The organism is Halalkalibacter oceani, assembly GCF_023715605.1.
Lineage (GTDB): Bacteria > Bacillota > Bacilli > Bacillales > Bacillaceae_D > Halalkalibacter > Halalkalibacter oceani.
Window position 1 is genome coordinate 1 of the sequence record NZ_JAMBOL010000035.1, and the last position, 13,665, is coordinate 13,665.

Sequence of the window (13,665 nt, forward strand, 5' to 3'; positions counted from 1 at the left end):
CCCTGTAAGAAATTTTAATTCGTTCTACTTCTATCCAGTAGTACTGGTGAGATTACTATTTGGTGTTAGTGAAATTTGGAGAATACACGAGTATTAGCGAGAAAATTAAACTTTATTGAGGGAGGAAAAAGATGCAGCAGCAATCCATTGGTGGTGTAGATATTCATTATTTGTCACTTTGCAAGCGGAAGCTGTGGTTATATAAGCATGGGATTCAGATGGAGAATGAGTCGGATCAAGTGTTACAAGGGAGTGTTCTTCATGAATCGGCATATCCCAGATTGGAAAAACGGGAAGTTTTAATTGATAACGAATTTAAAATTGATTCAATTGATGGGGAATTTGTCAGAGAAGTAAAGTTATCAAGTCGAATGAGAGAATCGGATCGTTTGCAGATGCTTTTTTATTTATATCAGTTACAGTTACGTGGAGTAGTGAAGAAAGGACTAATCAGTTATACAAAGGAGAGACGAACGGAAGAAATCTTACTTGGTCCGCAAGAGAAATTAGAGATCAAAGCAGCTATCGCTGAGGCCTATAAAGTGGTTGAGAAACAAAAACCACCTGGTCTTAAGAAGCTCTCCTATTGCAAGAAGTGCGCATATTATAGTTTTTGTTATGCTGGGGAGGGTGATGAGGATGATGCGTGACCATTATGTCTTTTCAAATGGAGCCTTAAAACGAAAGCACAATACCATTTATTATATCAATCAGGATGGGCAACAGAAACCGTTACCGGTTGAAAAAATTCGAAACCTTCATGTTTTTGGAGAAGTGGAATTTAACACGAAGTTACTTAATTATCTTAGTCAATACGATATATGTGTTCATGTTTACAACTATTATGGCTTTTATGCGGGCACTTATTATCCGAGAGAAAAGTCGGTTTCTGGTTTTTTGCTAGTCAATCAAGCAGAACATTATACACATAAGTATAAACGCTTATATTTAGCTCATAGTTTTATGCAAGGCGCTGTTCATCATATGCTTCGAAATTTAAGAAGACATAAGGAACAGACAGCAGAGGCTGTGAAAATCATTGAGAAAGAGCTATTTGAGATGCAAACCTGCACAGACATTTCCTCCTTGATGGGAAAAGAGGGGCAAATTCGAAAAAGCTACTATCAAGCATTTAATAAAATTCTAAAACAGGATATTGGGTTTGAAAAGCGGGAAAAACATCCGCCGCGTGACCCGCTGAATGCAATGATTTCTTTTGGGAATTCACTCATGTACCAAATTGTTCTTTCAGAAATCTATCGCACAACTTTAAATCCAACGGTTAGCTATTTGCATGAACCCTCGACTAAACGATTTTCTTTATGCCTTGATCTGGCTGAAATCTTTAAACCCTTAATTGTAGACCCTATTATTTTTTCTCTTATTAATAAGCGATCTATTACAAAAAAGCACTTTGAATACTTAGAAGGAGAAATCTGTTTTTTAAATGAAGAAGGGAAGAAGCGCTTTATTAGAGCATGGGAAGAGAGATTAAAAAGCAGTGTAATGCATAGAGCATTAAAACGTAAAACAAGCTATCGTTATCTAATTAGACTCGAATGCTACAAGTTAATCAAGCATCTGATTGGAGATGATGTTTATAAACCGTTGAAAGCGTGGTGGTGAATATGTTTGTCATTATCACTTACGATGTGGAGCGTAAAAGGGTGGGAAAGGTCTGTAAAAAATTACGGGAATATTTAGATTGGAGTCAGAATTCTGTTTTTGAAGGTGAAATTACAAAAGGGAAACTGACTCAATGCTTAGCAGAACTTAACAATATAATTGATAATAATGTAGATTCTATTTACTTATATCAAGTCTCGAATCCTAAAAATTTGAAGAAAACCGTTTATGGAATAGCAAAAAGTCCAATGGATTGGTTTTTGTAACACCCATGTTTGAATCGTGTCGTTATAGGGACAAGACCAAATCTGCTCAAAAGGTTTTTTAAGAACTATCTATTTCAACTAATAGTAACACGTAAAAGGGGGAAATCCCCCCTTCAACATCTTCTAAACATCCTCCGTTCACGGCATGCTCAGCTTAATCAAAAACGGATTCGGGTCGGTTGGTTGGATGCTGCCTCCGCGTGGTTCTTTGCTGAGGATGATGTGGTCGAGCTGGTTGACGATATCATCCTGGAGGTAGAGCTGGCCCTGGGCGCCATTAACTTGGATAATGCCGGCGTCCTTTAAGTCAGTGGTCGAGCGGATCCAGGCCTGGTAGTCGTTGAGTGAGACCGGATGCAGGCCGTCGACGAGCAGCATCAGCTCGTTTGAGTCGTTGTTGATCCAGGCATAGCCTTTAATCGCGGTGTTATCCTCCGGGGAAATTTCATATAATGTCGTTTCTTCGTTCATTAAAAATGGCAGCGGCTCTTCGGCTGAATGCTGAAGGGACGTCTTTTGCACCTGGCTGATTGTCAGCCATGAGCCGAGCAGGAGGACGATGACGACGAGGCTGAACCGTGCTGTCAGAGGACGCAGTGTCAGAAAATGAAAAAAGGGCTTTCGCTGTTCGGTTCGAATTGTATGTAAAATCCGTTTTTTCAGGCGTTCCGGTGGACGGATGTGCGCTTCTGTTTCTTTGGCAAAAAAGGGCTTCCATTGTTCCTGAAGCTGCTGACAATGCGGACAGTGGTCGAGATGCTGTTTCACGCTGGCTTCATCCTCGGCTTCACCGCGGAGATAGTCGATAATCTGTTCCTCTGAAAAATGATTATGACAAGACATTTTATTCACCTCTTGCTTTGGTAATCCTTCGTTTGTTCCTTCAAGTATTTTCGCATATTATTCATACCATAACGAACAAGAGACTTAATCGTCCCTAATGGGCGATTTAACTGAGACGCAAGCTTGCGGTGGGAATGACCTAAGAAGAAATTCCCGTAAATGGCCACTCTCTGTGCTGCGGGCAAGCCGTTAAGCGCTCTATGGATGGTTTCCCGTTCATCCTTCAAAATAATCTGTTCCTCAACCGGCGGTTGTTCGGCCGGCTTGTTGTGTAATTCCTCTTCCACTCTGGAATGAATCCGCTTTGCCCGACGCAACCGGTCGAGGCAGCGGCTTCGCGTTTTTACGGCAATCCAGGCTTCAATGCTTCCTTTATCCCGATTATAGCTAGCGGCATGATGATACAGCTCAATAAAGACATCATGACAAAGATCCTCGGCGTCGGCGTGATTTTTTAAGATGCCGAGAGCAATGCGAAACACAAACGGAGAATAGCGGTCATAAAACTGTTCAAACGCCTTGGAAGACCCATTTTCGATCTGCTTCAGCAAATATTCTTCATCAGAAATAGAGGGCATGAAACTCACCTACCTTTTTCCTGGGTTCAACCTTCTTTCTATTAATAATACTCCTGAAACATTGATTTGGATTTAGAAATTTACTATTTTTTTAAATCCAATTTTCCATCGGTTTCGTACTTTTAATGAAAATAGAAGGAGGGAAGGTTACATGAGAAAAAAACGGTTTGCTCTACTGATGGCTGTTATGCTGGTAATGGTCGGAGCATTTCCAGCATCATCTTTTGCAGTGGGAGGCATTGAACTTTATACCCCGTATACGGGAATAGCGGTTACGCCGGGGGAATCAATCAATTATTCTTTTGAGGTAATGAATGAAACAGCAGAGATTCAGCAAGTGTCGATTGAGGTGGCAAATTTGCCGGAGCAATGGAGCTACGAGCTTATTTCGGGGGGCTGGCAACTACATGAGCTGGCAATTAAGCCGAATGAGTTCACTGATTTTTCAATTAATGTCGATGTTCCGCTGGAAGTGGAGAAAGGGACGTATTCCTTTGATGTTATTGCCAGAAACCGAAGCGGAGTCGTTGAGACGCTTCCTATACAGATCGATGTGACGGAGGAGGGAACGTTTCGAACAGAGCTGACCTCGGAGCAGCCGAATATGGAGGGTCATGCCGATTCAACGTTTACGTATAAGGTCACGCTGCGAAACAGGACAGCGGAGGAGCAGCGTTATGCGCTGAAGGCAAATGCGCCGGAGGGCTGGGGTGTCAGCTTTCAGGTTGACGGGGAAAATGTGACCTCCGTGACCGCGGAGTCAAATGCGACAAAGGACTTCGATGTCGTTGTTACACCGCCGCCTGAAGTGGAGGCGGGTGATTATTCAATACCAATTTCGGCATCGACCAATTCTACGAATGCCGAGGTCAATTTGGAGACGGTGATTACCGGGAATTACGCAATGGAGGTTTCGACGCCTTCCGGGAAGTTAAGTGAAGATATTACAGCCGGCAGGGAGAAGACGATTCAGCTTGCTGTCACGAATACAGGCTCCGTGCCGATCAATGATGTGAAACTGAGCGCCCAGCAGCCGGTAGACTGGACTGTCACCTTTGCTCAGGATACCATTCCGGTTATTGAACCAGGTCAAACCGAAACGGTTCAGACGACGATTCAGGCGAGCAAGGACGCGATTGCCGGTGACTATATCGTTTCGATTGAGGCGAATGGAGCCGGAACAGCGGGAAAAGCTGATTTTCGCATGCAGGTTGAAACGTCGCTCCTCTGGGGATGGATTGGTGTCCTCATTATCGCGTGTGTACTGGCCGGTATTTACTATATGATGCGCAAATATGGAAGGAGATAACGATGACAGAAGCTATTATCGAAATCACTGACCTGACGAAATATTATTCACAGAAGTGTGCGGTCGACCATTTGAATGTGACGATTCATCGTGGTGAGGTCTTTGGATTGCTAGGGCCGAACGGAGCTGGTAAATCAACGACGATTCTCATGCTGCTCGGCCTTTCTGAACCGAGCGAAGGGCAGGCGATCGTCTGCGGTTATCATTCCACGCGTCAGCCGATCGAAGTGAAGCGGAAGGTAGGCTATTTGCCGGATAATATCGGCTTTTATGAGGAGCGGACCGGCCTGGAGAATATCGTGTATACCGCACTCATTAACGGTGTGCCGAAGCAAGAGGCGACAGAGCGGGCGGAGCGTTTGCTGAAGCAGGTCGGACTTGAACAGGCAAAAGACAAAAAGGCTGGTCATTATTCCCGTGGGATGAGGCAGCGGCTTGGCCTGGCCGATGTGCTAATAAAAGACCCGGAAGTGATTATTCTTGATGAGCCGACATTGGGGATTGATCCCCAAGGGGTTCAAGAGCTGCTGCGGATTATTCGTTATTTGAGTAAAGAAAAAGGAATCACCGTACTGCTTTCCTCTCACCAGCTTCATCAGGTTCAACAAATTTGCGACCGGGTCGGCTTGTTTGTTGAAGGCCGGCTTTTGGCTGAAGGCGATGTGCAGACATTGGCACGTAAACTATTTCCAGATTACAAGTTAACCTATTATGCCAATGTTTCGAATCAACCGTCTGATCTGATCGAAAAGCTTCAGAAGGTTGATGGTGTCTTTTCTGTAGAGGAAGGAGAGAGCGGGCAACAGCTCATTATTAAGACAGAGGTTGATCTCTCAGCCCGGCTGGCGGGCTTTATCGTACAATCTGGAGCCTCTCTTCATGAGTTTGGTTTGAAGGAATATGGTTTGGATGACATTTATCATCACTATTTTGAGGGGGGAGTGTCTCGTGAAGTTTCCTAAGGTTAAGCTGAAGTTTAAACGTCGCGAGTCGGAAGAATCATTCAAACCGATGCATCCCTTTTGGGTAATCGTCCAAAAAGAAGTTGGCGATCATATTCGCAGCTGGCGGTTTGTCATTTTGCTCGTTATTCTTTTTTTGACGTGCTTCGCCTCCCTTTACACAGCGCTTTCGGCTATTCGTGATGCGGCAGCTGAGATTGACTCGAATCAGTCGTTTCTGTTTTTGAACTTATTTACGTTAACCGATCAGAACGGCTCATTGCCGCCGTTTATTACCTTTATTAGTTTTCTCGGGCCGATTCTTGGAATCGGTCTCGGCTTTGATGCGATCAGTGCCGAGCGCAATAAAGGAACATTGAGTCGCATCGTTTCCCAGCCGATCCCCCGTGATTACTTAATTAATGCGAAATTTGTCGCGACCTTGCTCATTGTGACCTTTTTTATTTTTTCGTTAGGCTTTTTAGTAATTGGCTTAGGAATTCTCTCGATTGGTCTTCCTCCCACTTGGGATGAATTTGCGAGGATGGTGACATTTCTGTTTTTGAGCGTGATCTATATCGGTTTTTGGCTGAATTTGGCGATTTTGTTTTCGGTCCGCTTCAAGCAAACGGCGACTTCAGCGCTTGCCAGTATTGGACTTTGGCTGTTTTTTAGCTTGTTTTATTCGATGCTTGTCAATTTGGTCAGCGGCCAGTCGTCGGCCAATGACCCTGCTCAATTTGCCTTTATGCAAATGCTATCGCGGCTCAATCCGAGCTATTTATTTAGTGAAATGACGACGATCCTGCTCACTCCTTCGATTCGGGCGTTAGGTCCGCTGACGATGGAGCAGGCAGTCGGAGCAATCCCGACCCCTTTGCCTTTCATGCAAAGTCTATTATTAATCTGGCCGCAATTTATCGGCTTGCTGGCGGCGACCTGCCTCTGCTTTGGCATCTCGTATCTGATTTTCATGCGCCAGGAAATTCGCGCCTGATCACTCTCTGGTGATTTGAGCTATCGGTTTTCTTCTAGTAAAATAGCCGATAGGAACGTAGAAAAGGAAAGGTGTTTTGATGCAGACTGTAAGTGTGATTGGAACGGGGATTTTGGGAGCGGCAACGGCTTATCATCTGGCAAAGGCCGGCGTCGAGGTGACGATGATAGACCGGGAAGAGCCGGGGCAGGCGACGGATGCAGCGGCGGGAATCGTCTGTCCATGGATTTCACAGCGGCGTAATCAGGCCTGGTATCAACTTGCAAAAGCGGGAGCACGCTATTATCCGACACTCATTCAGGCGCTGGAGGAAGAGGGAGAGCCGGATACGGGCTATGCAAAAGTCGGAGCGATTAGTCTTCATACCGAGGAAAAAAAGCAGTTGGAAATGGTGAAGCGGACGCTCAAACGGCGCGAGGACGCTCCTGAAATTGGCGAGGTGATCCCGCTTTCTGAAGAGGAAACGAGAGCATTGTTTCCGCTGTTGGCACCGGGCTATCGCTCGGTTTATGTGAGCGGCGCGGCAAGGGTGAATGGCCGGTCACTGCGAAGGGCCTTACTGACAGCCGCCTTGCGATATGGGGCGAAGGAAGTGAAGGGGGATGCGACATTCGCTTATGAGGGCGCTGATCTTGTCGTCCGGGTAAACGGGGAGAGCTTACTGTCCGACCAGGTCATCGTCACGGCCGGGGCCTGGGCCAAAGCGCTATTGGCGCCGCTTGGAGTGGAGTTCATGGTCAGTCCGCAAAAAGCGCAAATTATTCACTTGGCTTTACCCGGCGCCGATACAGGCGAGTGGCCTGTCGTGATGGCTCCGGCCAACCACTATATGCTGGCATTCGGTAGGGAGCATGTGGTGACAGGGGCGACGCATGAAAATGAGAAAGGCTTTGATCAACGGAGAACGCTTGCTGGTATGAATGAAATTTTTGAGAAGACGTTGAAGACGGCGCCGGGTCTTGCTGAAAGTACGGTGCTAGAGACAAGAGTCGGCTTCCGCCCGTATACGCCGGAATTTTTGCCGGTTATTGGCAGGCTTCCGAGTCATGAGCACGTCTTTGTCGCCAACGGTCTCGGAGCATCCGGGTTAACGGTCGGGCCGTTTCTCGGAGCGGAGCTGGCCAGGCTTGTGCGTGGAGAAAAAACGGAGCTTGATTTACAGCCGTATGATGTAGCCGGAGCGATTGAGTAAAACGGTCACCACCTCCTTGTGACGTGCATAGGCTAGAGTGACACTATGAATGAGGAGGAGCAGCGATGAATGGAGCAGATGTAAGAAGACCTGGCTTCGGGGGACGCCGGCCATTTGGCGGCGGCTTCGGCTATGGCGGCTGGGGAGGCTTTGGACGCCGGCCTTTCTATGGCGGAGGAGCATTTCTCGGCGGCTTTCTTGGCGGGTTAGCAGGAAGCGCTTTTTATCCAGGCTACCCGTACTATCCGTATTACCCTTATTATCCTTATTATCCATACTATCCTTATTATTAAATAAAATGAGAGCTGCCCTGAAAAATGAGTTTGGCGGGCGGCTCTTTTTGTTCTCTTGTTGCATGAACTTTCCTTATTTACCCAATTTAAGTATTGTTTTGTGTCTCTGGATATTGTAACCTGAAACTATTAAGAATGAATGTCTTTCAAAGATTGAAAGGACAAGCTGAGGTTATGAGAGAGTCTTTACAGCTGCGACCAGGCCAAAAAACAATAACGAGAATATAAAATGGAGGCTGGAAAAATGCGAAAGAGACGAGCGATGATGATGATCACGTTAACGGTTATTTTATTTGCGGGAGTTGGAACTGGCACGGTCGGATGGGCATCAAGTGATCTTCCATTTGGTAACGGTTCCGAAGACACCGTGCCCATGGATCATATGGACCCTACTCCGTTTGTTCCGGTGGCTGAGATAGATATGGAGGGAAAGAACGATACTGAGGAGCATCAAAAATCCCTTAAAGGTGTACCCATCAGTCATTCAGAAGCACCGGTTGAAGCTGTAGCAGGCGTAAATGCTCATGAAGACACCGTGCCCATGGATCATATGGACCCTACTCCGTTTGTTCCGGTAGCCGAAATAGATATGGAAGGAGAGAACGCTATTGAGGAGCATCAAAAATCCCTTAAAGGTGTAACCTTGAGTCATTCAGAAGCACCGGTTGATGTAGCGAGTGATGAACCTATAGAAGTGGTAAAAGAAGTTGAAGTAGAGTAGACGGATGAATGAAAGATAGTCCTTCTGCTTGTATATTATCGAGGGCGTGCCGATACATACAAGGGGGGATAAAATTGATGAGTATGCTTAGCGCTGGAAGTTTGATTCTTGGATTAGTTGCTTGGATACTTCCTATTATTAATCTTAATCGATATAGAGATGATAACCATGAGAATAAGAGGTGGGTTGTTTTGGTTATTATCAGTCTTAGTGCCTGTGCAATTTCACTGTGCTTTCAAATTTTTTATCACCATCATTTAGTAAAGATCGAGGAGTGGTCCACTCTGATGGATACGGCTGGTGCAGTGGCCTTCGTCTCTTCTGTTCTTCTGATCATTACGATTTTGTTAAATGCCGCCACTCTGCTGGTCTATCAGAAGCAGGACGCTAAATAGACCTGGATAAAATGAAAAGACCGCTTCTCCTGATGAGATGGCGGTCTTTTCATTGACAGATAAGCATTTATAAAATTCCAGCCACCCATGTAGCCATTTCAAGGGAGTTGGTAAGCCTATTCAAAGAAGAGCAATGGGCTCTGCCCGCTGCGCGGTCCACAAGAAGAAACCTGCTTGTTGTTGACCTTAAAACATGGCAGCGGCTCTGTTCTGCGCCTGACTTTGCGCACTGCTTCGAGCTTGAGACAAATGGAAAAGCAACCTTTTTATCTCAAGCTCTTCTCTATGTGTTATTTTCTCCGTCTGACTAACCAGCCGGCTAATGCGCCAAATAGGATGATGACGACGGCGGTCGTCAATAGGGGCACAATCGTTTCGGCTGCTGGCGGATCTTCTTCTTCGTCTGCTGTTGCCAGGTCAGGTTCTGTTGTTTCTTCTTCAATGGTCTCTTCTTGTTCCGTTTCCGGCTCTTCGGTTACTGGAGCGTCCTGCTCCTCTGTAGCCGCTTCATTTTCTGGTGCTGGTGCATCGACAGAAAATGAAAACTCACCTTCTGTAGTATGAGTATCTGCGCCGATAATCGTCCAGGCGACCCGGTATTGGCCATTTGCCAGTGGCTCAGCGAGAGAAGCTGTTAGAACAGGGCTGTCAATGCTGATGTCCTCAACCGGCACTTCTTCTTCATTTTCGTTAAATAGCTGGATGGTGCTTAATGGCTCGATTCCGGCATCGAATTGAAGTTCAAGTGTATCGAGTGGTTCTTCAACCGTTTCTCCGTCGGCCGGAGTTGATGATTCCAGGTGGGAATGAGCGCCGGCGGCGGCTGGAAAGAGCAAGAGACAATAGATACAAGCTAGCAGCAAAAAGTAATTCTTCATCAATTTTCCCCTTTCATTTATTCATGATGGTCATGAGCGTGATGATCTTCTTCATTGTCGGTCTGCTCATGAGCGGATTCCTGTTCGGATACATCGCCAACGGCAATGTCCTGTACCGGCATGACGTGCAAGTCGCGGGCGGAAACATGCGTCTGAACGGAATAGAGCCCGTCCTCGGCAAAGGCATGGGTCAATTGATAGACTCCGTCACCGGCGTGCTCCGCTTCAAGCATCTCGCCATTGTCGCGATCATCGGCCTTCCAGATTTCAAATTGAACATCCGAGGCATCGTCAACCAATTCACCACCCTGGGTGACGCGGACCGCCAATTCAAGCTCTTCATTTGGTTCGGCTGTGTCGGGCGCGATAATTTCTGCTTCTAATGGAGCGGCGACGCCGCCTCCCAGCTCGTCTTCCGGTTCTGCCTGGCAGGCTGCCGTAAGCAAAATCGTTAGCATAAGTAAGCTTTTTACTACTAATTTCATTGGATAATCACCTTTCTTGAATATGCATCTATCTGAATTTTAGCGTGAAATTGTGAAGCTGGAGTGAAATTTCATCATTGCGCGAAAATGTTCACATTTCCAGCGGCAGGACGAGGCGGACGATCGTACCGGCGCCCTCTCCTGAAACGAACTCAAGCTCTCCCCGATGCTTCTTCACAATTTGGGCGACGATGGCCAAGCCTAAACCGGTACCGCCATCTTTCCGGGTGCGGGCTTTGTTGACCCGGTAAAAGCGCTCTGTCACATGCGGCACATCCTGTTTAGGAATCCCGGGCCCGTTGTCGGAAATGGTCAGCTCCGCCGAGGCACCTCGAACCGCGAGAGTGACGTCAATTGTTTCATGCGGTGGAGAATAGCGTAGCGCGTTATCGAGCAGGTTGCGCACGACCTGTTCAAGCCGGTCGCTGTCGCCGGAAATGATGCAGTCTTCATCGAGCTGTCGCTTAATCGTGACACTTCTTTGTTCACTGATCACTTCAAATGCTTCAACGACGTCATTGATCAGCTGGGCAAAGGCGATCGGTTCGAGCTTCATCGGATACGATTCCCCTTCCAGCTGAGCGAGGTCAAGCAAATCATTGACAAGACGCTCCAGCCGATTCGCTTCATTTTGAATAATCGTCAGTCCCTTTTTCGGCTCAATCACCGATTCCTCCACAGCTTCTGCGTAGCCTTTCATATAGCTTAACGGAGTGCGCAGCTCATGTGAAACATTGGCAAGAAATTCACGCCGCTTCATTTCGACTTCTTCCAGAGAAGTTGAAAGCGTGTTAAAAGACTGAGCAAGCTGGCCAAGCTCGTCCTTACGCGCCTCGATCGCAATTCGCTGGGAAAAATCGCCGCCAGCCATCCGTCCGGCAATCTGCTTCATTTCAAGCAGTGGGGCAACGAAGGCATTGGTGATTCTTCGCCCAAGGAACAAAATAAGCAGGAAGAATACAAGCATGCCGATTACCAGCGTATCGCGAATCGCCAAAAATGGTTCATGCACCTCTGAAAGAGGATTCGTTAAAAAGATCGATCCCGCCAGATGACCGTCGTGGAAGAGCGGAATGGCCACCCCGAGTATATCCTGCTGAAAACGGGGATGAGGCCGAATCATGACAACCGTTTCACCATTGAGCAGCTGCTGCCGCTCTTCAAATGTAATCAGTGTTTCATTGGAGTATGGATCAAAGGGCGAGCCGCCGCCAAGCAGCATCGGGTCAGCGGTAAACAGAATGTCAGCGGCTGTGCTTTCAGTTACCCAGTCGATCCGTTCGGCAAATGCTTCGCTGTTGCCAGATGTCTGATACGTTTCAGCAAGCTCTTCTCCCTGTCTGACGAAAAGCTCAATCTGCTTATCGAGATAAAGCCGTTCATACAAATAGAAGGTTAACATGACGCCCGCCCCGAGGAAAAAGAGCGCGACCGCGAAAACCGTTGCCCATACCTTCGTTTTAATGGAAAGTCGTGTCATGATTGCCCCTCGAATTTGTAGCCGATGCCCCAGACCGTTTTAATCATCGCACCAGCCGACTTTAGTTTCAGCCGTAATGTTTTAATATGAGTGTCGACTGTCCGGAGCGTGCCGTACTCCGAGTCGATGCCCCAAATCCTGTCATAGAGCTGCTCTCTGGTGAAAACCTGACCTTCGTGCTCAATTAGAAAGACGAGCAGATCATACTCGCGCCTTGTAATGGGAACCGCCGTGCCGGCCAGTGTCAGCTCACGGGCATGCTTATCAATGAGCAGGGGACCACGACGTAAAACCTCATGCGGCTGCGAGAAAGCGCGGCTGCGGCGCAATGCCGCTTCAATACGCGCCATCAGCTCGCGCGGGCTGAAAGGCTTGACGACGTAATCATCCGCACCGATTTTCAGCCCTTTGATTTTATCCTCTTCACTGCTTCTGGCGGTCAGCATGACGATTGGTACGGATGAAAAGGCGCGGATTTTCTCGCACGTCGTAAAGCCGTCCATTCCGGGCATCATTACATCGAGCACAATTAGATCAATGTCATGCCGGGCGAGCAGGCTGAGTGCTTCGACACCGCTTGAGGCACAGGTCACCTCATATTCAGTTTTTAAATAAGAAGCGACAAGCTCCAGCAAGGCTTCCTCATCATCGACTAAGAGAATATGGGGCAGCGTCTTCATTCTGATTCCTCCAGCACAATAGTATAAGGACCCGGCGCCACAGGTTCTTCGTGAATAAGCGAGAACGTGGCAAGGTCAATGACGGATACTGTATCACTGTCAAGGCTTGTCACGACGATGGTCGAACGATTGCCCGCCATCCCGTTTGGATTATGACCAACCTCCAGACGGTCAACGACCTCATTTTCTGTCGTATCGATTTTATAAAGGGAATGATCCCCGTGACATAGCACATACAAATAAGAAGTATCCGGCTGCTTGAAAAATGCGACAGGCATCAGGCCGACCGTGATTTCCTGTAATGGCTGCCCCGTTTCCTTATCATAGGCGATTATCCGATTATTTAATTCCCCGAATGGCCCATGCCCGCCAATCCATAGCTGACGGCCGTCTTCAAGCAGTCCAACCGGGCGCTCCATGACGGAGAATGTCCTTAAAACCTCGGCAGTGGCGCTGTCGATGACCGTAACGGTATGGCTGCGTTCATTTAAGACGTACAATGTACCGTCGGAGGCAAGATGGAGGTCGGTCGGGGCTTCGCCGACGTCGATGCTGCCGAGCTGCTCGTTTTTGTGGTAATCAATGATGTGAACCTGATCGTTGATGATATCGGAAACATAGAGCTGCTCGTCTTCGGCAGAGAAGGCCAGCGCCGTTAATCCTTCATTCAATTCAAGCAAGGGGCGGCTTTTTCCTTCAGCGAGATCAAACAGAAATAAAGAGGTTTCCTCCTGACTTGTGGCGATGAGCTGCCGGTCGCCGGTCCGGATCATATCGGTTAGCACCGCGCGACTGTTCGCCGTGACTGCGACCTGCCAGTTTTCATCGAGAAAAGTGAGCGTCGGCTCTTTGGCGTGCGAAAGGATCGTCAGCGGCTTGTCTGAAGGCGGTTCAGTAAAATGCTGCTCACTGCATCCGCCAACGGTTAGGAGGCAGGCAGCGAGCAGAGCAGAAAGAATATGCTTCATCAGTCTCCACCAT

The 13,665-nt window shown here is 47.5% G+C and carries 17 protein-coding genes; 10 read left to right on the forward strand and 7 right to left on the reverse strand.

What is annotated here, in order from left to right; translation table 11 throughout:
* Positions 1 to 131 precede the first annotated feature (131 nt).
* From cas4 to cas2, 3 genes are read left to right on the forward strand one after another with little or no spacing between them, the layout of a single operon-like run.
* Complete coding sequence (gene cas4, locus M3202_RS19970; protein WP_251193891.1) at positions 132 to 650, forward strand: CRISPR-associated protein Cas4; 519 nt, start codon at positions 132 to 134, stop codon at positions 648 to 650.
* The gene (gene cas1b / locus M3202_RS19975) at positions 640 to 1,626 is read left to right on the forward strand and encodes a type I-B CRISPR-associated endonuclease Cas1b (protein ID WP_251224997.1); all 987 of its coding nucleotides are present in this window, start codon (positions 640 to 642) and stop codon (positions 1,624 to 1,626) included. Before cas4 ends, cas1b begins: the two co-directional genes overlap by 11 nt.
* Before the next feature lie 2 nt (positions 1,627 to 1,628).
* Positions 1,629 to 1,892, forward strand: coding sequence for a CRISPR-associated endonuclease Cas2 (gene cas2 / locus M3202_RS19980; protein WP_251193893.1), 264 nt, complete (start codon positions 1,629 to 1,631; stop codon positions 1,890 to 1,892).
* A gap of 138 nt (positions 1,893 to 2,030) precedes the next feature.
* On the opposite strand, the gene M3202_RS19985 is transcribed toward cas2, so the two are convergent.
* Together M3202_RS19985 and M3202_RS19990 are read right to left on the reverse strand one after the other, a co-directional pair.
* Positions 2,031 to 2,735 (reverse strand): anti-sigma factor, encoded by a 705-nt coding sequence (locus tag M3202_RS19985; protein ID WP_251224998.1) that lies wholly within the window; start codon positions 2,733 to 2,735, stop codon positions 2,031 to 2,033.
* A gap of 5 nt (positions 2,736 to 2,740) precedes the next feature.
* Positions 2,741 to 3,313, reverse strand: a complete 573-nt coding sequence (locus M3202_RS19990) for an RNA polymerase sigma factor (protein ID WP_251225018.1) — start codon at positions 3,311 to 3,313, stop codon at positions 2,741 to 2,743.
* 151 nt (positions 3,314 to 3,464) lie between these two features.
* Here M3202_RS19990 and M3202_RS19995 point away from each other — a divergent pair, with 151 nt between their 5' ends.
* The 7 genes from M3202_RS19995 to M3202_RS22615 all read left to right on the forward strand — a co-directional run bounded on the left by M3202_RS19995 (position 3,465) and on the right by M3202_RS22615 (position 9,161).
* On the forward strand, positions 3,465 to 4,622 hold the full coding sequence (locus M3202_RS19995; RefSeq protein ID WP_251224999.1) for a COG1470 family protein: 1,158 nt from the start codon (positions 3,465 to 3,467) through the stop codon (positions 4,620 to 4,622).
* Positions 4,623 to 4,624: 2 nt separating this feature from the next.
* Positions 4,625 to 5,584, forward strand: a complete 960-nt coding sequence (locus tag M3202_RS20000) for an ABC transporter ATP-binding protein (RefSeq protein ID WP_251225000.1) — start codon at positions 4,625 to 4,627, stop codon at positions 5,582 to 5,584.
* A gap of 49 nt (positions 5,585 to 5,633) precedes the next feature.
* Positions 5,634 to 6,560 carry an ABC transporter permease gene (locus M3202_RS20005; RefSeq protein ID WP_285890632.1) on the forward strand — a complete coding sequence of 309 codons (927 nt, stop codon included), beginning with the start codon at positions 5,634 to 5,636 and terminating at the stop codon, positions 6,558 to 6,560.
* Between the two features lie 79 nt (positions 6,561 to 6,639).
* Positions 6,640 to 7,752, forward strand: coding sequence for an NAD(P)/FAD-dependent oxidoreductase (locus M3202_RS20010; protein WP_251225002.1), 1,113 nt, complete (start codon positions 6,640 to 6,642; stop codon positions 7,750 to 7,752).
* Between the two features lie 65 nt (positions 7,753 to 7,817).
* Positions 7,818 to 8,045 (forward strand): hypothetical protein, encoded by a 228-nt coding sequence (locus M3202_RS20015; RefSeq protein WP_251225003.1) that lies wholly within the window; start codon positions 7,818 to 7,820, stop codon positions 8,043 to 8,045.
* Positions 8,046 to 8,307: 262 nt separating this feature from the next.
* Positions 8,308 to 8,766, forward strand: a complete 459-nt coding sequence (locus M3202_RS20020) for a hypothetical protein (RefSeq protein ID WP_251225004.1) — start codon at positions 8,308 to 8,310, stop codon at positions 8,764 to 8,766.
* A 191-nt stretch (positions 8,767 to 8,957) separates the two neighbouring features.
* Complete coding sequence (locus tag M3202_RS22615; RefSeq protein WP_349775636.1) at positions 8,958 to 9,161, forward strand: hypothetical protein; 204 nt, start codon at positions 8,958 to 8,960, stop codon at positions 9,159 to 9,161.
* A gap of 290 nt (positions 9,162 to 9,451) precedes the next feature.
* Here the strand turns inward: M3202_RS22615 and M3202_RS20030 are convergent, their stop codons facing one another.
* From M3202_RS20030 to M3202_RS20050, 5 genes are all read right to left on the reverse strand, one after another.
* Positions 9,452 to 10,039, reverse strand: a complete 588-nt coding sequence (locus M3202_RS20030; protein ID WP_251225006.1) for a copper resistance CopC family protein — start codon at positions 10,037 to 10,039, stop codon at positions 9,452 to 9,454.
* 17 nt (positions 10,040 to 10,056) lie between these two features.
* Positions 10,057 to 10,524 carry a FixH family protein gene (locus tag M3202_RS20035; RefSeq protein ID WP_251225007.1) on the reverse strand — a complete coding sequence of 156 codons (468 nt, stop codon included), beginning with the start codon at positions 10,522 to 10,524 and terminating at the stop codon, positions 10,057 to 10,059.
* 91 nt (positions 10,525 to 10,615) lie between these two features.
* Complete coding sequence (locus M3202_RS20040) at positions 10,616 to 12,004, reverse strand: sensor histidine kinase (protein ID WP_251225008.1); 1,389 nt, start codon at positions 12,002 to 12,004, stop codon at positions 10,616 to 10,618.
* Positions 12,001 to 12,684 carry a response regulator transcription factor gene (locus M3202_RS20045; protein ID WP_251225009.1) on the reverse strand — a complete coding sequence of 228 codons (684 nt, stop codon included), beginning with the start codon at positions 12,682 to 12,684 and terminating at the stop codon, positions 12,001 to 12,003. The genes M3202_RS20040 and M3202_RS20045 overlap by 4 nt, the downstream gene beginning before the upstream one ends.
* Positions 12,681 to 13,652 carry a YncE family protein gene (locus M3202_RS20050; RefSeq protein ID WP_251193905.1) on the reverse strand — a complete coding sequence of 324 codons (972 nt, stop codon included), beginning with the start codon at positions 13,650 to 13,652 and terminating at the stop codon, positions 12,681 to 12,683. Before M3202_RS20050 ends, M3202_RS20045 begins: the two co-directional genes overlap by 4 nt.
* Between the last annotated feature and the right edge of the window lie 13 nt (positions 13,653 to 13,665).